Source organism: Serratia sp. CY47444 (genome assembly GCF_052168635.1).
Classification (GTDB): Bacteria; Pseudomonadota; Gammaproteobacteria; order Enterobacterales; family Enterobacteriaceae; genus Serratia; species Serratia bockelmannii.
Genome location: NZ_JBJNMH010000009.1, coordinates 18,997 through 34,989, shown reverse-complemented (window position 1 = coordinate 34,989; position 15,993 = coordinate 18,997). Strand labels below are relative to the sequence as shown.

Genomic DNA, 15,993 nt, shown 5'->3' with positions numbered 1-15,993 from the left:
AATGCATGTTATAAAATCCCTTCGTTTAAAGAGGCACTACCATGGATTACCGCAATCAATCCCTTGGCGCGCTCGCTATCGCCATTCCCCGGGCATCCCGCCTGTTTCGCCAGCATCAGCTGGATTTCTGCTGCGGAGGCCGGCAATCGCTGGCACGCGCCGCCGAGCGCAAAGGGCTGGATATCGACACACTGGAAAACGAACTGGCCGCCTTGGCCGCCACACCGGAGCAGAGTCGGGACTGGCGCACGGCGCCGCTCGGTGAAGTAATTGATTACATTCTGCCGCGCTTTCATCAGCGGCACCGCGAGCAGCTGGCCGAACTGGTGCTGATGGCGGAAAAAGTCGAACGTGTGCACGGTGACAAACCCACCTGCCCGCGCGGACTGGCGAAGCAGCTGAACCTGATCCGCCTGGATCTGGAGAATCACATGATGAAAGAGGAACAGATCCTGTTCCCGCTGATCAAACAAGGCATGGGGCCGCAGGCCGCCGGACCGATCTCAGTGATGGAACATGAGCATGACGAGGCGGGTGAACAACTGGAGGTGGTGAAGTTCCTCACCGATAACGTGACGCCACCGGAGGGCGCCTGCACCACCTGGCGGGCGCTGTACAACGGCCTCGACGAGTTCATCGGCGATCTGATGGAGCACATCAGCCTGGAAAACAATCTGCTGTTCCCGCGCGCGCTGAGCGGCGCATAAAACAAGGGCGCCATAAAGGCGCCCAGAGCAATCTTCGGTAGGATTACAGGATTTCCAGCAGCTCGACGTCGAACACCAGCGCGCTGAACGGCGGGATGGACGCGCCTGCGCCACGTTCGCCGTAGGCCAGGTTGTGCGGGATATACAGCTGCCATTTGGAACCGACCGGCATCAGGGTCAGCGCTTCAATCCAGCCTGGGATCACGCCGCTGACCGGGAATTCTGCCGGCTGGCCACGCTCGACCGAGCTGTCGAACACGTCGCCGTTGATCAGACGACCGGTGTAGTGCACACGCACGCGATCCTGACGGGACGGGATTGGGCCGTTGCCCTGCTCCAGTACGGAGAACTGCAGGCCAGACTCGGTCAGCGTCACGTCGTCGCGCTTAGCGTTGTCGTCCAGGAATTTCTGGCCTTCAACGGCCATCGCCTGCTGGCGCTCGCGGCGCACCGCATCCGCACGCTCGTGGATTTCACGCAGCGCACGGTGCACCACGTCTACCGGAACCGCCGGGGCATTCCCTTCCAGCGCGTCGCGCAGACCCGCCAGCAAAGCTTCCGGTTGCAAACCTTCCAGCCCGGACTCTTGCAGCTGCTGGCCGACCTGTAAACCAATCCCGTAACTTGCTTGCGCTTCAACGCTGTCAAAAGAAGGGGTTGTCATGGGGTTTTCCTTAAGTCTGTAAAAAGTCGAAAGCGCAGCATAACAGCGCGTCAATGCCGGGTAAAATCTTGTGTGGAGAATGATGACTTTTGTCGTAGAAAAAGAAACAATAACCTTCTGTTAACGCCCGCAGCCGCAAACGCCGGCCCTGCCGCTCAGCCGCCTTTCACTTCAATCAGTTAGCGGACTATACTGAAAGCAGGATATCGGGCAGGCAACGCGCTTGCCGCGCCGCGCTCATTATTACGCCGTCGAAGAGAGGTCACCATGGGCAGAATCGCGCCCAGGAGAAGGAAAACCACCCGCATCTACCAGCCGCTGCTGCGCACCTGGCTGAACGTCAGCCAGCGCCTGAAACCGGGCGCCGCACCCACGTCTGAAGGCGCGGAACCGCCATCGGAGCCACCGCCGGCCAACGACAAAATGCAGCAGGTCAAAGCGCTGCTGGCCAAAGTCTGGCATCTGCCGGACGGTTTCCATTGGATGGAGCCGCTGCCCTACTTTCACCGCCGCTGGGTGCTGATCTTCGGCATCATCCTACTGTTGGCGTTGCTGTGGCCCTATTCGCCCGAAAGACAGCCGTTCCCGGTCTCCCACCAAGAAACCAGCGTGCCACTGCAGGCCGATCTGCAAAACGACGGCGGTACCACTTCAGCCAACGAACCGACGCCGGCAGGCAACTGGCAGCGTTACCAAATCCAGCCAGGCCAGACCCTGGCCCAGCTGTTTCGCGATAACAATCTGCCGGTAAATGAAGTGTTTGCCATGGCGCAGGTGGAAGGCGGCGACAAGCCGCTGAGCAACATGAAAGCCGGCCAGGAAGTGCGTATCGAACGCGACGCTAACGGCGTGATTAACGCGCTGTCAGTCACCACCGTGGACAACAGCCAGGCGCTGTTCCGCCGCCAGGCCGACGGCAGCTACCGCCGGGAACGCTAATCCCTACAGCTGCGCCAGCAAAAACTCGCGCAGCACCACGCCCTGGTTGTGCTCGGTGTCCTTGCTGCCATACAGCAGCGTCAGCGTTTTCCCCTGCCGTAAGAGCGCCACCAGCGGCTGCCAGGCGTCGTTGGTAGCCAGCTGTTGGCGGTAACGCTCTTCGAAGACTGTCCACTGGTCGGTATGCTGATGGAACCACTTGCGCAGTTCGTCATCCGGCGCCACCTGTTTCAGCCACTGCACGCCCGTCAGCCGCTCCTTGCTGATACCGCGCGGCCATAGCCGGTCTATCAGATAACAGTGTTCCGGCGCCGGCGCGCTGAAGTCATAAACCCGCTGCAGCATAATCTTTGCCATCGCTCGCTCTCCTTTTCATCCCGTCTTCAAGCGTAGCGCGTTTTGCCGGGCGCAGAAAAGCAAAACGCCAGCGCGAGGCTGGCGTTTTAACCGGGTTAACAGCAGCGTAAATTACGCTTCTGCAACCACAACTACATTCAGCTGTGCGAACACGTCGCTGTGTACCTGGAAGTGCACTTCGTGCTCACCAGTGGTACGCAGAACGCCGTTCGGCAGACGAACTTCGCTCTTGGCAACTTCAACGCCTGCCGCAGTCACTGCGTCAGCGATGTCGCGGGTGCCGATAGAGCCGAACAGTTTACCTTCGTCGCCAGATTTGGAAGCGATGGTCACTGAACCCAGTTCGTTGATCTTGGTTGCGCGAGCTTCAGCAGCAGCCAGAACGTCAGCCAGTTTGGCTTCCAGTTCAGCACGGCGTGCTTCGAAGAACTCAACGTTTTTCTTGGTAGCAGGAACAGCTTTGCCCTGTGGTACCAGGAAGTTACGAGCGTAGCCCGCTTTAACGTTAACTTGATCACCCAGGCTGCCCAGGTTTGCTACTTTATCAAGCAGAATAACTTGCATTACCTTATCCTCTCAAAGTCGTTAATGGACAGTGGCCGATTACTGATGACGATCAGTGTACGGCAACAAAGACAGGTAGCGCGCGCGCTTGATAGCACGGGCCAGCTGGCGCTGATATTTTGCACGAGTACCGGTGATACGGCTCGGTACAATTTTACCACTTTCGGTGATGTAGTTTTTCAGCGTAGCGATGTCTTTATAGTCAATCTCTTGAACGCCTTCCGCGGTGAAACGGCAGAACTTGCGACGACGGAAATAACGTGCCATTTGGCTAGTCTCCAGAATCTATCAATTCAATCTGCTCGGCATGCAGAACCAATTTGCTCAGCCCGTTGCGCCCTTGATGGCAGCTTACAAAGCCTTGCACGGTAATCTGACTGCCGACCGTTAATCTTTGAGTTAGTGCTTGTGACTGTTGTCCGCTGACAACCACGGGCATTCGGCACCATGCTTGTCTGCTGAATCCGGCTTCCATCTGCTGCGAACGGTGCTCTAGCACAAATTGGCAGTGCGGTATCCCGGAAGGACTCACTTTTCGAACCGGCGCCTTGCACACAGTGCCCGACAAGACCAGACGATTAGCCGTCACGACGGCAATTACTCTTCAGAATCCCCAGCATCTGCATCATCTGCGGTTTCGTTAGCGAAGTCTTCGCGGCGATCGCCACGACGTTCGTCTTTCGCTTTAACCATCGGAGATGCTTCAGTTACCGCGTGCTTAACGCGCATAACCATGCTGCGGATAACGGCGTCGTTGAAGCGGAAGTTAGTTTCCAGCTCATCGATCGCTTCCTGCGGCGCTTCAACGTTCAGCAGAACGTAGTGAGCTTTGTGCAGTTTGTTGATCGGATAAGCCAGCTGACGGCGGCCCCAGTCTTCCAGACGGTGAATCTGACCTTGCGCGTTAGTGATGGTAGCACTGTAACGCTCGATCATGCCCGGAACCTGTTCGCTTTGGTCAGGATGGACCATAAAAACGATTTCGTAATGACGCATCGAATTGCTCCTTACGGATTATTCAGCCTCCTGTCAGGGTCAACCGCGGCCCATGGAAGCAAGGAACGTGTTTAGTGTGCGGCTGAAAAATGACGCGTAATCATACTGACGCAGGGCGGGAAACTCAAGGACTGCGTGGGTTTTATTCGCGTTAATGCGAGGCGCTATGGGAAATAGCACGATTTGCTCGTGGGTGAACCTATGTACGCCGATCCATGGGTTTCAAAAATCTTTCAATGAAATCAGCGCTGAGTCACAAATCTATTTCATTTTTTTTGAAAGAGGTCATCAAAACACCCCACTTTTTAATCCGCAGTAACGGACTAAAATTAACCATATCCGCCGCAGACAGCGCGACGAAAAAGATTTCAGGTTATTCAATGCAGATAAATGACTTTTTGCCGCAGCGACACTCGCTGTCAGGCCGTAACGGCAAAGGGTTAAGAGAGGCACTATGAAACGCATTATTCTCGCGACGGCGCTGGCCGCCCTATTCTCCGCCAACGTGATGGCCGCGACGGAGATTAGCTCGCACCAGGCCGATCAACGCCAGAGCGTTGGCTTCGTCACCCTGAACCAGAACGTGGTTTCGCCGGATGACGCCAGCAGCCAGGTCAGTAAAATCGCCGATCAACGCGGCGCGACCTCTTATCGCATCATCGCCCTGCACGAACCGGGCGACAACAGCACGATGCACGTCAGCGCCGAGCTGTACCGCTAAAAAGACGCGCCACGCCAGGGAAATCCCCAGGGCTTCATCAGAAAGCCCGCTCAATCCTCGCCGGAGCGCCGCTTGTAGGGCGCTCCACTTTCTCACCTGTCACAGCTTGAGCAACGCCGGCGCGCTGAACGCTTTGCCCGGATTGTGCAATTGCAGCGCCATCCGCAGATAGTTTGTCCGCGTTTGCAGCAGCTCGGCGCCTTGCGTCAGCGTCACCCGCTGCTCGAAGGAGAGCGTACCGGCCGCCGCGGTGTGAGTGGCCGCCGCTTTCGGCGCGAAGGCAAACAGCGCCGTCAGTTTTTGCACCGTCTGCGCGGTGATGCGCGACAGCGGATCCGCCTTGTTTTGCCGCACCTTGCCGTCGGCTGCCCCCAACATCTCGCTGAAGGCCGCTGAGTTAAGATCGGCGCGCACTTTCATCGTTCCCACCAGCCCGCGCGCTGTCTCGGCCGTATTGCTGATACCCTTTATCATGCTCTCCGCTCCTTGCTGCCCTGAAAGAATTCACGCTGACATTCTCCTCCGCCATGCGTCAAACAATGACCGAAACAGCCCGCAGAGAGCGGCGCAATTCCACGCATCGCGCCCGGATGCATATTACAGCTCGCGGAGGAAGAAATCGGTGGTAGCGGACAGCGCCAGCGGCGTGATGCGGTGCTTCACGCCCGGCTCGACGAACGACGTCAAGCGGCCATCTGCGCCTTGCTGCCGCAGTTCAGCCGCCAAACGCAGGCTGTCCGCCGCCGGCACCACGTCGTCCGTCTCGCCGTGCCACAGCAGCAGCGGCCGCCCGGCGATCGTCTCCAAACGCCCTTCCAGCTCATACTCCGCCAACACAGCGGTGCGCGCCGCAAACGCCGCCGGCGAGAGTGCCTCGCCCTCTTCGCCCAACGGCGGATACAGCGTTTGCGCCAGCGCACGGTAATAGCCTGAGCCCATCAGGCTGGCGGCCGCCCGGATCCACGGAAAGCGCGCGAAGGCGCCCAGCGCGGTCATGCCGCCCATTGAGGCGCCGGCGACGCCGATGCGGCCGTCGACGATCAGGCCAAGCCGCTCGAAATGCGCCTTGATCTGCGGCAGTTCGTCGATATTGCTGCGCAGGATCTCCCAGAATGACGCCAGGCGCTGCGCCTCATCGCCGTCGAATCGCTCGCCGTGCCGATCGGCATCCGGCAACACCGCCCGAAAACCGGCACGCGCCAGCGCATAGGCGAAGTAGGCGTACACCTCTTTCGACGAGGTATAGCCATGGCAGAAGAACACCGTCGGCAAGGGCCGGTGATAGTGCCCGGCGGGAACGGCATGGATCACCGCAATATCGCCCACCCGCTCGTCATGAATTTCGATCATCCGTTCATCCTCAACCCACCTGTTGGCCTTAATCATGACAAACTTGCGCCAGCCAGCGTTAGCTCAATCTGTTCCAGCTTATATTGCGTTACACTGAAGCCATCGTACCGGCACTTTCGAGGTCACCATGACGCTAGTCCGCACACTCATCGCCCTGACGCTGGCCGCACAGCTTTCCGCCTGCGGCATCATGACCACCACGCCGAAACCGCCGCCGCCGCCCACCGCACAGGCGCAGGAGATCGTCCGCGCGCAGACCGCCGAGCTGGTGAAAATCGGTACCATCACCGCCGTGGTGCGCGGCAGTCCGATGGACGTGGAAGCGGAGATCCAACGCAAGGCCACCGCCGCCGGCGCCCGTTATTACGTGATCATCATGAACAGCGAAACCGTCGTGCCGGGCCAATGGTATTCCCAGGCGATCCTGTATCGTTAAGGCGGGGATTTTTTAAGCAGATTTACACTGGCTTTGCACTGGCTGAAGAAGGGTGTTGCACACTGAGGGACAGCATGCCGCATGTTGCGGGTGTCGATTCAGGATCTGACGAAGGGGAACGCCATGAAACGCTCCACCGCACTCACCTCCCTCTTGCTTTCCATGGGATTGCTCAGCACCGGCGCACAGTCCGCCGAGCTGGCGCCCGCCGATCGTGTGACGCCGCTCAGTGAAATCGCCGAGATCACTTTCAACGATCTGCCCGGTTCGCCGCAGGAAGCGGAACTGGCCATTGCCCGCACCGCCGACCAACACGGCGCCAGCTATTACCGCATCCTGCGGATGGAAGAACAGGCGCACCCGCTTGGCTGGCGCGCCTCCGCCATCTTATACCTTTAATAGCTCATGCAAGCCGCATTCAACACGCCGCCGCTAACGGAGACGCCCCCCAGGAAAATCCCGGCGGCCAGGTGATTCGCTTCGATCTTTTCGCTGATACGCGGCATGTAGATCTTCACGGCCGCGAACAGCAAGAGTTGCACCACCAGCGCCACTACGCCCCACAGCAGGTAATCCAGCAGGCTGATCGAGTTGATCGCCGCGCTGGCCAACGGGATCACATACCCCAGGCAGGCGCCGATGAAAGCAAAGGCGGCGGATTGATTATCGGCCTTGATCAGCGCCCATTCATCGTGCGGGGTGATACGGGTATAGACGAACAGAAACACCAAAATCATGGCGAAGCCGCTGAAGAAGTAAGAGGCAAACGCCGCCAACGCGCTGAGAATATCCATGTGCATTTTCCTGTCAGAGTGAGGCTGAATTAAAAAGGTTTTCGCCGCCGGGCGCCACCCTTTTCCCTAACCGCCGATGGCGCGACTCAGCAGCAGTTCGCACACCTCGGCCGACAGCAGGCTCTCGCCACGGTGATCCAGCGTCAGATGACACCAGGCGTCGGCGATCTGCGGGCTGGCGTGCTGCAGCAGCTGCGCGGCGCAGCACAGGTCGAACAGCTGCTGGGTCAGCAGCCGCCCCATCTCTTCACGCGGTTGCCGGGCACGCTGCTGCCACTGCCGCCAGGCGCGATCGAACAACCGATTCTGGCCGCGCACCGGCTGCAGCTCGAACTGCAACATCTCGAGCGCGCCCGGCAGTTTGTGCAGGCTGCGCAACACGTCCAGACACATGATGTTGCCAGAGCCCTCCCAGATGCTGTTCACCGGCATTTCACGGTACAGGCGCGGCAGTTCACTCTCCTCGCAGTAACCGATGCCGCCCAGCACCTCCATCGCCTCGGCGATGAACGGCATGCCCTGGCGGCAAATGCTGTATTTGGCCGCCGGCGTCAGCAGACGGCTGTAGATCAGTTCGCCTTCATTGCTGCGGCTTTCCCAGGCGCGAGCCAGCCGGAACAGCAACGCGGTATGCCCTTCCAGCCGCAGCGCCATGCGCGCCAAGACCTGGCGCATCAGCGGTTGTTCTATCAACAGCTTGCCGAACGCCTGCCGCTGCAGAGCATGATACAGCGCCACCGACAGCCCGCGGCGCATCAGGCCGTGGCTGCCCAGCGAACAGTCGAAACGGGTCAGGCCGCCCATCTTCAGGATATGCCGCACGCCGTCGCCCTCATCGCCCAGCAGCCAGGCCGTGGCGTCCTGAAACTCCACCTCGCTGCTGGCGTTGGAGCGGTTGCCCAGCTTGTCTTTCAACCGCTCAAGGCGAATGGCGTTGCGGCTGCCGTCCGGCAAAATGCGCGGCAGGAAGAAGCAGGACAGCCCGCCTTCGGCCTGCGCCAGCACCAGGTGCGCATCGCTCTGCGGCACCGAGAAGAACCACTTGTGCCCCACCAGCCGGTAGGCTTCGCCCGGCCCGCGCGCGCCGAGCGGCGTGGCGGTGGTGGTATTGCTCAAGACATCGGAGCCGCCCTGTTTCTCCGTCATGCCCATGCCGATCAGCAGGCCGCGCTTTTGCCCGCCCGGCAGCAGGTGAGCGTCATAACGGTCCGACAGCAGCGGCGTCAGCCAGGAGCGAAACTCGGCCGGTAAAGCCTGCAGCAACAGCGGCGTGGCGCCGAAGGTCATGGTCACCGGGCACAGCGTGCCGGCCTCGACCTGCGCATGCAGCATAAAGCGCGCGGCGCGCGCCACGAAGGAACCGATGCGCGCATCCTCCTGCCAGGGCAGGTTGTGCACCCGATTGGCGATCAGGCCCTGCATCAGAATATGCCAGGCGGGGTGAAAGCGAACGTCGTCCAGCCGCTGGCCAGTGGCGTCGTAGCGCAACAGTTCCGGCGGGTTGGCGTTAGCCAGCCGCCCCAGCTCCAGCGACTCCTGGGTACCGAGCTGCTGGCCCAGCGAGGCCAATACCTCGGCGTCCCAACCGCCTTGTTCACGCTGCAACGCTTCGCGCAGCGGCGTATCGGAGAGAAACAGGTTGCTGTTGCCCAGCGGCTTGGGTTGGTTAAAAACGGTGTGCGTAGTCCAGACCATGAGAGTGCTCCCTGAAAAAAGCGTCAGGGATAAGTATGGTCGGCGCAGAGATTTCTGCCGCAGGCGGGATCACAAGAGGGGGAATTAACGGGGGCACGGGGCCCCCGTCAGAAGAATCAGCCGCGCTGACGCACCGCTTCGAACAGGCAGATGCCGGTGGCGACCGACACGTTCAGCGAAGAGACGGTGCCGGCCATCGGGATGCTGATCAGCTCGTCGCAGTGTTCGCGAGTCAGGCGACGCATGCCTTCGCCTTCCGCGCCCATCACCAGCGCCATCGGGCCGGTCATTTTGCTCTGATACAGCGTATGGTCGGCTTCGCCGGCGGTGCCCACCACCCAGACATTCATCTCTTGCAGCAGACGCAGCGTACGTGCCAGGTTGGTCACGCGGATCAACGGCACGTTTTCGGCGGCACCACAGGCCACTTTCTTGGCGGTGGCGTTCAGCTGGGCGGAACGGTCGCGCGGCACGATCACCGCGTGCACGCCGGCTGCGTCGGCGCTGCGCAGGCAGGCACCGAGGTTATGCGGGTCGGTCACGCCGTCCAGCACCAGCAGGAACGGGGTCGCCACGCTTTCCAGCAGGCCCGGCAGATCGTTCTCCTGATACTGACGCCCTTCGCGCACCCGGGCGATGATCCCCTGGTGCACCGCGCCTTCAACCTTGTCATCCAGCCATTGGCGGTTCGCCACCTGGATCACGATGCCGGTCGCTTCCAGCTCGGCGATCAGCGGTTGCAGACGGCGATCTTCGCGGCCTTTCAGGATAAACACTTCCAGGAAGCGTTGCGGATCGCGCTCTAACAGGGCTTTGACGGCGTGGATGCCGTAAATAATTTCGCTCATGATGCTCTTTTAAATTCGTGCGGCCGGCGATAACCGGCCGATGATAACGATGTGCGGCAGGTTAAGCCTGCTCGGCACCTTTCTTCTTGGCTGCGCGTTTGGCTTTGGTCGCCGCCGCGATTTTCCGCGTTTTGTCGGACGCTTTCTTGGCTTTCTTTTTCGCCTTCTTCACGTTGTCCGCAGGCTTGGTGTCATCCTGCTTGCGGAAGGCGCTGTCCGGTTCGAAGTTGGCTGGCGGTTTGCCGCCACGGCGCTTGCCGCGCCCCGCGCTACCGTTGTCGCGCAGCGTGCGCTGGCCGCCCTTCTTGGCGCGATCGCGCTCGGTTTTGCCTTCACCGCGCGCTTTACGGGTGCTGGATACCAGCGCGAAGTCGATCTTGCGCTCGTCCATATGCACCGCATCCACGCGGATCTCCACCGTATCTCCCAGGCGATAGACCGTGCCAGAAGATTCGCCGATCAGGCGCTGGCCGATATTATCGTAGCGATAGTAATCATTATCCAGCGTTGATACGTGCACCAGCCCGTCGATGAACAGATCGTTCAGGCGCACGAAGAAGCCGAAGCCGGTCACGCTGGAGATGATGCCGCTGAACACTTCACCGACGTGATCCTGCATGAAGTCGCACTTCAGCCAGTCGGCGACGTTGCGCGTCGCTTCATCCGCACGGCGCTCGGTCATCGAACAGTGCTCGCCCAGCTGCAGCATCTCTTCGAATTCGCTGTGCCAGCCGCCGGTCGGCGTCCAGCGCTCTTTCGGCTCGCCGTGTTCTTTGGCCAGCTGGTATTTGATCGCGCGGTGCAGCGCCAGATCCGGATAACGACGGATAGGCGAGGTGAAGTGGCCGTAAGACGCCAGCGCCAGACCGAAGTGGCCGCGGTTTTCCGGATCGTAAATCGCCTGCTTCATCGAACGCAGCAACATGGTTTGCAGCATTTCGTGGTCAGGGCGCTCGGACACTTCATCCATCAGCACCGCATAGTCCTTCGGCTGCGGCTTGTTGCCGCCGCCCAGCGTCAGCCCCAGCTCGCTCAGCACGCTGCGCAGCGCGGAGATGTGGTCATCGCTCGGACGATCGTGCACGCGGTACAGCGCCGGCTCGTTGCGTTTCTCGACAAAGCGCGCGGCCGCCACGTTGGCCATGATCATGCACTCTTCGATCAGCTTGTGGGCGTCGTTGCGCACCGTCGGCTCCACGCGCTCGATGCGGCGTTCAGCGTTGAAGATGAATTTGGCTTCTTCGGTTTCAAACGCGATGCCGCCGCGCTCGGCGCGCGCCTTATCCAGCACCTTATACATCGCGTGCAGCTCTTCCAGGTGCTTGACCAGCGGGTGGTAATGCTCGCGCAGCTCCTGATCGCCCTGCAGAATGTGCCACACCTTGTTATAGGTCAGGCGGGCGTGCGAGCTCATCACCGCCTCGTAGAATTTGGCCGTGGACAGGCGCCCCTGGGCAGAGATGGTCATCTCGCATACCATGCACAGGCGATCGACCTGTGGGTTCAGGGAGCACAGTCCGTTGGACAGCACTTCCGGCAGCATCGGGATCACCTGCGACGGGAAGTAGACCGAGTTGCCACGGCTGCGCGCTTCGTCATCCAGCGCGGTGCGTGGACGCACATAGTAGCTGACGTCGGCGATCGCGACCCACAGGCGCCAGCCGCCGCCGCGTTTTTTCTCGCAGTACACGGCGTCGTCGAAGTCGCGCGCATCTTCACCGTCGATGGTGACCAACGGCAGTTTGCGCAGATCGACGCGGCCCTTCTTGGCCGCTTCCGGCACCTGCTCGCTGAGATCGGCCACCTGCTTTTCCACCTGCGGCGGCCAGGTATGCGGGATCTCATGGGTGCGCAGCGCGATGTCCACCGCCATGCTGGTGCCCATTTTGTCGCCGAGGATCTCGACGATCTTGCCGACCGCCTTAGTACGGCGGGTCGGGCGCTGAGTCAGCTCCACCACCACCATAAAGCCCATGCGCGCGCCGCTGACGCTGTCCGCCGGGATCAGAATATCGAAGCTCAGACGGCTGTCGTCCGGCACCACGAAGCCGGTACCGGCGTCCATGAAGAAGCGGCCGACAATCTGGCTGGTTTTCGGCACCAGCACGCGCACGATGCGCGCTTCGCGGCGCCCTTTACGGTCCGCACCCAGCGCCTGCGCCAGCACCACATCACCGTGGATCGCCATTTTCATCTGTTCGGCAGACAGGTACAGATCGTCTTTGCTGCCTTCAACGCGCAGGAAGCCGTAGCCGTCGCGGTGGCCGATCACCGTGCCGCGCAGCAGATCCAAACGTTCCGGCAGCGCGTAGCACTGGCGGCGGGTAAACACTAACTGGCCATCGCGCTCCATGGCGCGCAGGCGGCGGCGCAGCGCTTCCAGCTGCTCTTCACCGCTGAGGCCCAGTTCGTTGCCCAGTTCTTCGCGGCTGGCCGGCGTTTCTCGTTTCGCCAAATGGGCCAGGATATATTCACGGCTGGGGATAGGGGATTCGTATTTTTCTGCTTCTCGTTCCAGGAATGGATCTTGTGACATTGCGGTTCCTCCGTTGTCATCAGCAGGATGACGTTGAGCCTTGTCTTCTCAACGTCGTTTTATTCGACAAGCAATAGCTTGTAGAGCGGCGGATTGTCTTCGACCATGTCGGCCAACGTATGCTTATCCAGCTCTTCAAGGAAATTCTGTACGCCCTGTTGGAGCACCTGCTTCAATCGGCAGGCAGGGGTGATGTGGCAAAAATCACTGCTGCAGTTAACCAGCGCAAGCGGCTCCAGCGCCCGCACGACGTCACCGAGGCGAATGCTCTCGGCCGGTTTACCCAAACGAATGCCGCCATGCTTGCCGCGCACCGCCGTGACAAAACCGACCCGGCTCAACTGATTGATGATCTTCACCATATGGTTGCGGGACACGCCATAAACCTCAGTCACTTCCGAGATGTTGGTCATCTTGTCCTGCGGCAACGAGGCCATGTAGATCAACGCCCGCAGGCCATAATCAGTAAAACTTGTTAACTGCACATCTTACCTCTGGGTATCACTTTACCCGTCTGATACGCCGCTTTTCGGCGCTATTCAAAAGATTACTCATTGGATAATAAACCAGCCGGAGAGTTCGTCGCTAATTATTTAGCGGATCCCGCGCCCTAAGGCGAGTTTATGAAAGGATTTTTTGACGTGAAACCGCAATCGGAGGGAGTCAGGATAAAAACAAACCGGGACGCGCCCGGTTTGTTTAATGCCGCAAAGCCTGATTATGCGTCGAACGGGTCGCGCAGGATCATGGTTTCGCTGCGGTCCGGGCCAGTAGAGATGATGTCTACCGGTACGCCGGTCACTTCTTCGATGCGCTTGATGTAGTTCAGCGCAGCCTGAGGCAACTTGCTGTGCTCTTTCACGCCAAAGGTCGTTTCGCTCCAGCCCGGCATGATTTCGTAGATAGGCTCGATGCCTTCCCAACCTTCAGCCGCCAGCGGAGTGGTGTCCACTTCGCGGCCGTCCGGCATGCGGTAGCCCACGCAGATCTTCACTTCTTTCAGGCCGTCCAGGACGTCCAGTTTGGTCAGGCAGAAGCCGGACAGGGAGTTGATCTGCACGGCACGACGCACCGCTACCGCGTCCAACCAGCCGGTACGACGACGACGGCCGGTAGTGGCGCCGAACTCGTTACCCTGCTTGCACAGGTACTCGCCGGTTTCATCGAACAGTTCGGTTGGGAACGGGCCTGCACCCACGCGAGTGGAGTAGGCTTTCACGATGCCCAGCACGTAGTCCACATAACGTGGGCCGATGCCGGAACCGGTAGCCACGCCGCCGGCAGTGGTGTTGGAAGAGGTCACGTACGGATAAGTACCGTGGTCGATATCCAGCAGGGTGCCCTGAGCGCCTTCGAACATGATCAGGTCGCCACGCTTGCGTGCGCCGTCCAGCAGTTCGGAAACGTCAACCACCATGGCGGTCAGGATGTCGGCGATAGACAGTACGTAGTCCAGCGTCGCCTGATAATCGACGGCTTCAACTTTGTAGTAGTTGACCAGCTGGAAGTTGTGGTAATCGACGATCTCTTTCAGCTTAACGGCGAAGGTTTCTTTATTGAACAGGTCGCTGACGCGCAGGCCGCGACGAGCCACTTTATCTTCGTAAGCCGGGCCAATGCCGCGACCGGTGGTGCCGATCGCTTTCGCGCCGCGCGCTTTCTCACGCGCGTTGTCCAACGCAACGTGGTAAGGCAGGATCAGCGGGCAAGCTTCAGAGAGTAACAGACGTTCGCGTACCGGGATGCCACGCGCTTCGAGTTCACCCATTTCTTTCATCAACGCGTCCGGCGCCAGAACAACACCGTTGCCGATGATGCTGGTGACGTTTTCACGCAGAATACCTGAAGGAATTAAATGAAGGACGGTTTTTTCACCGTTGATTACCAGAGTGTGGCCAGCGTTATGGCCACCTTGGTAGCGCACAACATATTGAGCCCGTTCAGTCAGCAGGTCTACAACCTTGCCTTTACCTTCGTCACCCCATTGGGTGCCCAGTACGACGACGTTCTTACCCATTTTTCAAAATCACCGATTGCTTAAAAATGGATTCTACCACCGTAATTTTCGATTTTCAGCACTTTTAGCATACGATTGCATAAATTTTGGGCTAGAATTTAAAGACCCGTGCGGCCGCTCAACATGTAGTAGATCACGCAGCCCGCAACCACTATTCCACCACCAAATCGCCGCAGCGTCGCGTCCGGCAGCTGCGACATCGCCACAATCATTTTGCGCCAGGCCTGCGGAAACAGCATCGGCCCTAACCCTTCCAGCACCAGGACCAGCCCGAGCGCCAGCCAAATCGTTGAGTTCATGCATCCCCCAAAAACGAGAAAGGGCCCGCGTAAACGGGCCCTCGGTCAGATTGCCTGCCGCGCTTATTTGCGCAGGGTATCAGGCGACTTCATGTAGCGGAAGAAATCGCTGTCCGGGCTCAGTACCAGCACGTCCTGGTTGTCCTTGAAGCTGGCTTCATAGGCACGCAGGCTGCGGATAAAGGCATAGAAGTCCGGATCCTGGCTGAACGCGTTGGCGAACAGTTTAGCCGCTTCGGCATCGCCTTCACCGCGGGTGATACGCGCCTGACGCTCGGCTTCCGCCAAGGTACGGGTCACTTCGTAGTCCGCGCTGGCGCGCAGTTTCTCAGCTTCTTCCTGGCCCTGCGAGCGCAGACGACGGGCTACCGCTTCACGCTCGGCGCGCATACGCTGGTAGATGGCGTCGGACACTTCGGCCGGCAGGTTGATCTGCTTGATACGTACGTCGATCACCTCGATGCCCAACGCCGCCATGCTGTTCGGGTTAACCTGCGGCTGTTTGCCGGTGGTTTCCCGTTCAACGCGCGCCGCCGCAGAGGCGATAGCGTCATCGGCTTCGGTGGTCGCCACTTCTTCGCCGTCACCCACGGTGCCGGTGTTCAGCGCGTCACGCACGTCAGACATCAGCTTGCCGCGCGAGTCGGTCACGATGTCTTTCACGTCCAGACGGCCGATTTCGGAACGCAGACGGTCGCTGAACTTGCGTTTCAGCAGCACTTCGGCCTGGGAGACGTCGCCGCCGCCGGTCGCCAGATAGTAGCGGCTGAAGTCGCTGATGCGCCACTTCAGATAGGAATCGACGATCAGGTCTTTCTTCTCGCTGGTCACGAAGCGATCGGCCTGGTTGTCCATGGTCTGAATACGCGCATCCAGGTTCTTCACGGTCTCAATGAACGGGATCTTGAGGTGCAGACCCGGCGCATACACCAGCGGCTTGTTTTCGCCGTCGCGCAGAACCTTGCCGAAGCGCAGCACGATGCCGCGCTGGCCTTCCTGCACCACGAACAGCGAAGCGTACAGCACCACCAGCACCGCGAGGACAATAACTACAAAAGACTTACGCATTG

General features: G+C 59.8%; 21 protein-coding genes. 5 read left to right on the top strand and 16 right to left on the bottom strand.

The genetic code is table 11. The features are described 5' to 3' along the window. Positions 1 to 41 precede the first annotated feature (41 nt). Positions 42 to 707 carry an iron-sulfur cluster repair protein YtfE gene (gene ytfE / locus ACJ8IL_RS13545; RefSeq protein ID WP_025305034.1) on the top strand — a complete coding sequence of 222 codons (666 nt, stop codon included), beginning with the start codon at positions 42 to 44 and terminating at the stop codon, positions 705 to 707. 43 nt (positions 708 to 750) lie between these two features. Here the strand turns inward: ytfE and fklB are convergent, their stop codons facing one another. Then, positions 751 to 1,371: an FKBP-type peptidyl-prolyl cis-trans isomerase gene (fklB, locus tag ACJ8IL_RS13540; protein WP_004933618.1), complete on the bottom strand. Its 621-nt coding sequence runs from the start codon at positions 1,369 to 1,371 to the stop codon at positions 751 to 753. Positions 1,372 to 1,638: 267 nt separating this feature from the next. Here fklB and ACJ8IL_RS13535 point away from each other — a divergent pair, with 267 nt between their 5' ends. Next, positions 1,639 to 2,310, top strand: coding sequence for an OapA family protein (locus tag ACJ8IL_RS13535; protein ID WP_060433981.1), 672 nt, complete (start codon positions 1,639 to 1,641; stop codon positions 2,308 to 2,310). Between the two features lie 3 nt (positions 2,311 to 2,313). Here ACJ8IL_RS13535 and ACJ8IL_RS13530 read toward each other — a convergent pair whose 3' ends face one another. From ACJ8IL_RS13530 to rpsF, 5 genes are all read right to left on the bottom strand, one after another. Next, positions 2,314 to 2,667: a DUF488 domain-containing protein gene (locus tag ACJ8IL_RS13530; protein WP_025305032.1), complete on the bottom strand. Its 354-nt coding sequence runs from the start codon at positions 2,665 to 2,667 to the stop codon at positions 2,314 to 2,316. Positions 2,668 to 2,778: 111 nt separating this feature from the next. After that, on the bottom strand, positions 2,779 to 3,231 hold the full coding sequence (rplI, locus tag ACJ8IL_RS13525) for a 50S ribosomal protein L9 (RefSeq protein WP_004933629.1): 453 nt from the start codon (positions 3,229 to 3,231) through the stop codon (positions 2,779 to 2,781). A 39-nt stretch (positions 3,232 to 3,270) separates the two neighbouring features. Then, positions 3,271 to 3,498 carry a 30S ribosomal protein S18 gene (rpsR, locus tag ACJ8IL_RS13520; RefSeq protein ID WP_000135199.1) on the bottom strand — a complete coding sequence of 76 codons (228 nt, stop codon included), beginning with the start codon at positions 3,496 to 3,498 and terminating at the stop codon, positions 3,271 to 3,273. 4 nt (positions 3,499 to 3,502) lie between these two features. Then, on the bottom strand, positions 3,503 to 3,820 hold the full coding sequence (gene priB, locus ACJ8IL_RS13515) for a primosomal replication protein N (RefSeq protein ID WP_049233092.1): 318 nt from the start codon (positions 3,818 to 3,820) through the stop codon (positions 3,503 to 3,505). 8 nt (positions 3,821 to 3,828) lie between these two features. Further along, positions 3,829 to 4,227, bottom strand: a complete 399-nt coding sequence (gene rpsF, locus ACJ8IL_RS13510) for a 30S ribosomal protein S6 (RefSeq protein WP_004933634.1) — start codon at positions 4,225 to 4,227, stop codon at positions 3,829 to 3,831. A 454-nt stretch (positions 4,228 to 4,681) separates the two neighbouring features. On the opposite strand from rpsF, the gene ACJ8IL_RS13505 reads away from it, so the two are divergent. Beyond that, entirely contained in the window at positions 4,682 to 4,948 is a 267-nt protein-coding gene (locus ACJ8IL_RS13505; RefSeq protein WP_043139300.1) for a DUF1471 domain-containing protein, read from the top strand. 99 nt (positions 4,949 to 5,047) lie between these two features. Here the strand turns inward: ACJ8IL_RS13505 and ACJ8IL_RS13500 are convergent, their stop codons facing one another. Both ACJ8IL_RS13500 and yjfP read right to left on the bottom strand, forming a co-directional pair. Beyond that, positions 5,048 to 5,422 (bottom strand): hypothetical protein, encoded by a 375-nt coding sequence (locus ACJ8IL_RS13500; protein ID WP_404758506.1) that lies wholly within the window; start codon positions 5,420 to 5,422, stop codon positions 5,048 to 5,050. Between the two features lie 123 nt (positions 5,423 to 5,545). Then, entirely contained in the window at positions 5,546 to 6,298 is a 753-nt protein-coding gene (yjfP, locus tag ACJ8IL_RS13495; protein ID WP_442516594.1) for an esterase, read from the bottom strand. 127 nt (positions 6,299 to 6,425) lie between these two features. Here yjfP and bsmA point away from each other — a divergent pair, with 127 nt between their 5' ends. Continuing rightward, entirely contained in the window at positions 6,426 to 6,734 is a 309-nt protein-coding gene (gene bsmA, locus ACJ8IL_RS13490) for a biofilm peroxide resistance protein BsmA (protein ID WP_164068210.1), read from the top strand. 123 nt (positions 6,735 to 6,857) lie between these two features. Then, positions 6,858 to 7,133 carry a DUF1471 domain-containing protein gene (locus ACJ8IL_RS13485; protein WP_025305027.1) on the top strand — a complete coding sequence of 92 codons (276 nt, stop codon included), beginning with the start codon at positions 6,858 to 6,860 and terminating at the stop codon, positions 7,131 to 7,133. Here ACJ8IL_RS13485 and ACJ8IL_RS13480 read toward each other — a convergent pair. The 8 genes from ACJ8IL_RS13480 to hflC all read right to left on the bottom strand — a co-directional run bounded on the left by ACJ8IL_RS13480 (position 7,130) and on the right by hflC (position 15,991). Continuing rightward, positions 7,130 to 7,528: a DUF350 domain-containing protein gene (locus tag ACJ8IL_RS13480; protein WP_016929354.1), complete on the bottom strand. Its 399-nt coding sequence runs from the start codon at positions 7,526 to 7,528 to the stop codon at positions 7,130 to 7,132. The two genes, ACJ8IL_RS13485 and ACJ8IL_RS13480, sit on opposite strands and share 4 nt — an antisense overlap. 66 nt (positions 7,529 to 7,594) lie before the next feature. After that, complete coding sequence (locus tag ACJ8IL_RS13475; protein WP_060433975.1) at positions 7,595 to 9,223, bottom strand: isovaleryl-CoA dehydrogenase; 1,629 nt, start codon at positions 9,221 to 9,223, stop codon at positions 7,595 to 7,597. Positions 9,224 to 9,339: 116 nt separating this feature from the next. Further along, a complete protein-coding gene (gene rlmB / locus ACJ8IL_RS13470; protein ID WP_025305025.1) occupies positions 9,340 to 10,071 on the bottom strand; it encodes a 23S rRNA (guanosine(2251)-2'-O)-methyltransferase RlmB in 732 nt (243 codons plus the stop codon). Between the two features lie 61 nt (positions 10,072 to 10,132). Further along, entirely contained in the window at positions 10,133 to 12,607 is a 2,475-nt protein-coding gene (gene rnr / locus ACJ8IL_RS13465) for a ribonuclease R (protein WP_049208605.1), read from the bottom strand. Between the two features lie 59 nt (positions 12,608 to 12,666). Then, positions 12,667 to 13,092 carry a nitric oxide-sensing transcriptional repressor NsrR gene (gene nsrR, locus ACJ8IL_RS13460; RefSeq protein ID WP_025305023.1) on the bottom strand — a complete coding sequence of 142 codons (426 nt, stop codon included), beginning with the start codon at positions 13,090 to 13,092 and terminating at the stop codon, positions 12,667 to 12,669. Positions 13,093 to 13,325: 233 nt separating this feature from the next. Next, positions 13,326 to 14,624, bottom strand: a complete 1,299-nt coding sequence (locus tag ACJ8IL_RS13455; protein ID WP_025305022.1) for an adenylosuccinate synthase — start codon at positions 14,622 to 14,624, stop codon at positions 13,326 to 13,328. 98 nt (positions 14,625 to 14,722) lie between these two features. Continuing rightward, positions 14,723 to 14,923, bottom strand: a complete 201-nt coding sequence (locus tag ACJ8IL_RS13450) for a DUF2065 domain-containing protein (protein ID WP_004933666.1) — start codon at positions 14,921 to 14,923, stop codon at positions 14,723 to 14,725. 63 nt (positions 14,924 to 14,986) lie between these two features. After that, entirely contained in the window at positions 14,987 to 15,991 is a 1,005-nt protein-coding gene (hflC, locus tag ACJ8IL_RS13445; protein WP_004933669.1) for a protease modulator HflC, read from the bottom strand. Between the last annotated feature and the right edge of the window lie 2 nt (positions 15,992 to 15,993).

Excerpts from the sequence above, each read along its gene's own strand:
- ACJ8IL_RS13450 (WP_004933666.1), bottom strand. The coding sequence starts at position 14,923 with ATGAACTCAACGATTTGGCTGGCGCTCGGGCTGGTCCTGGTGCTGGAA.
- rpsF (WP_004933634.1), bottom strand. The coding sequence starts at position 4,227 with ATGCGTCATTACGAAATCGTTTTTATGGTCCATCCTGACCAAAGCGAA.
- ACJ8IL_RS13475 (WP_060433975.1), bottom strand. The coding sequence starts at position 9,223 with ATGGTCTGGACTACGCACACCGTTTTTAACCAACCCAAGCCGCTGGGC.
- rnr (WP_049208605.1), bottom strand. The coding sequence starts at position 12,607 with ATGTCACAAGATCCATTCCTGGAACGAGAAGCAGAAAAATACGAATCC.
- ACJ8IL_RS13530 (WP_025305032.1), bottom strand. The coding sequence starts at position 2,667 with ATGGCAAAGATTATGCTGCAGCGGGTTTATGACTTCAGCGCGCCGGCG.
- yjfP (WP_442516594.1), bottom strand. The coding sequence starts at position 6,298 with ATGATCGAAATTCATGACGAGCGGGTGGGCGATATTGCGGTGATCCAT.
- ytfE (WP_025305034.1), top strand. The coding sequence starts at position 42 with ATGGATTACCGCAATCAATCCCTTGGCGCGCTCGCTATCGCCATTCCC.
- ACJ8IL_RS13485 (WP_025305027.1), top strand. The coding sequence starts at position 6,858 with ATGAAACGCTCCACCGCACTCACCTCCCTCTTGCTTTCCATGGGATTG.
- ACJ8IL_RS13505 (WP_043139300.1), top strand. The coding sequence starts at position 4,682 with ATGAAACGCATTATTCTCGCGACGGCGCTGGCCGCCCTATTCTCCGCC.
- ACJ8IL_RS13535 (WP_060433981.1), top strand. The coding sequence starts at position 1,639 with ATGGGCAGAATCGCGCCCAGGAGAAGGAAAACCACCCGCATCTACCAG.
- hflC (WP_004933669.1), bottom strand. The coding sequence starts at position 15,991 with ATGCGTAAGTCTTTTGTAGTTATTGTCCTCGCGGTGCTGGTGGTGCTG.
- fklB (WP_004933618.1), bottom strand. The coding sequence starts at position 1,371 with ATGACAACCCCTTCTTTTGACAGCGTTGAAGCGCAAGCAAGTTACGGG.
- ACJ8IL_RS13480 (WP_016929354.1), bottom strand. The coding sequence starts at position 7,528 with ATGGATATTCTCAGCGCGTTGGCGGCGTTTGCCTCTTACTTCTTCAGC.
- ACJ8IL_RS13500 (WP_404758506.1), bottom strand. The coding sequence starts at position 5,422 with ATGATAAAGGGTATCAGCAATACGGCCGAGACAGCGCGCGGGCTGGTG.
- rplI (WP_004933629.1), bottom strand. The coding sequence starts at position 3,231 with ATGCAAGTTATTCTGCTTGATAAAGTAGCAAACCTGGGCAGCCTGGGT.
- ACJ8IL_RS13455 (WP_025305022.1), bottom strand. The coding sequence starts at position 14,624 with ATGGGTAAGAACGTCGTCGTACTGGGCACCCAATGGGGTGACGAAGGT.
- rlmB (WP_025305025.1), bottom strand. The coding sequence starts at position 10,071 with ATGAGCGAAATTATTTACGGCATCCACGCCGTCAAAGCCCTGTTAGAG.
- bsmA (WP_164068210.1), top strand. The coding sequence starts at position 6,426 with ATGACGCTAGTCCGCACACTCATCGCCCTGACGCTGGCCGCACAGCTT.
- rpsR (WP_000135199.1), bottom strand. The coding sequence starts at position 3,498 with ATGGCACGTTATTTCCGTCGTCGCAAGTTCTGCCGTTTCACCGCGGAA.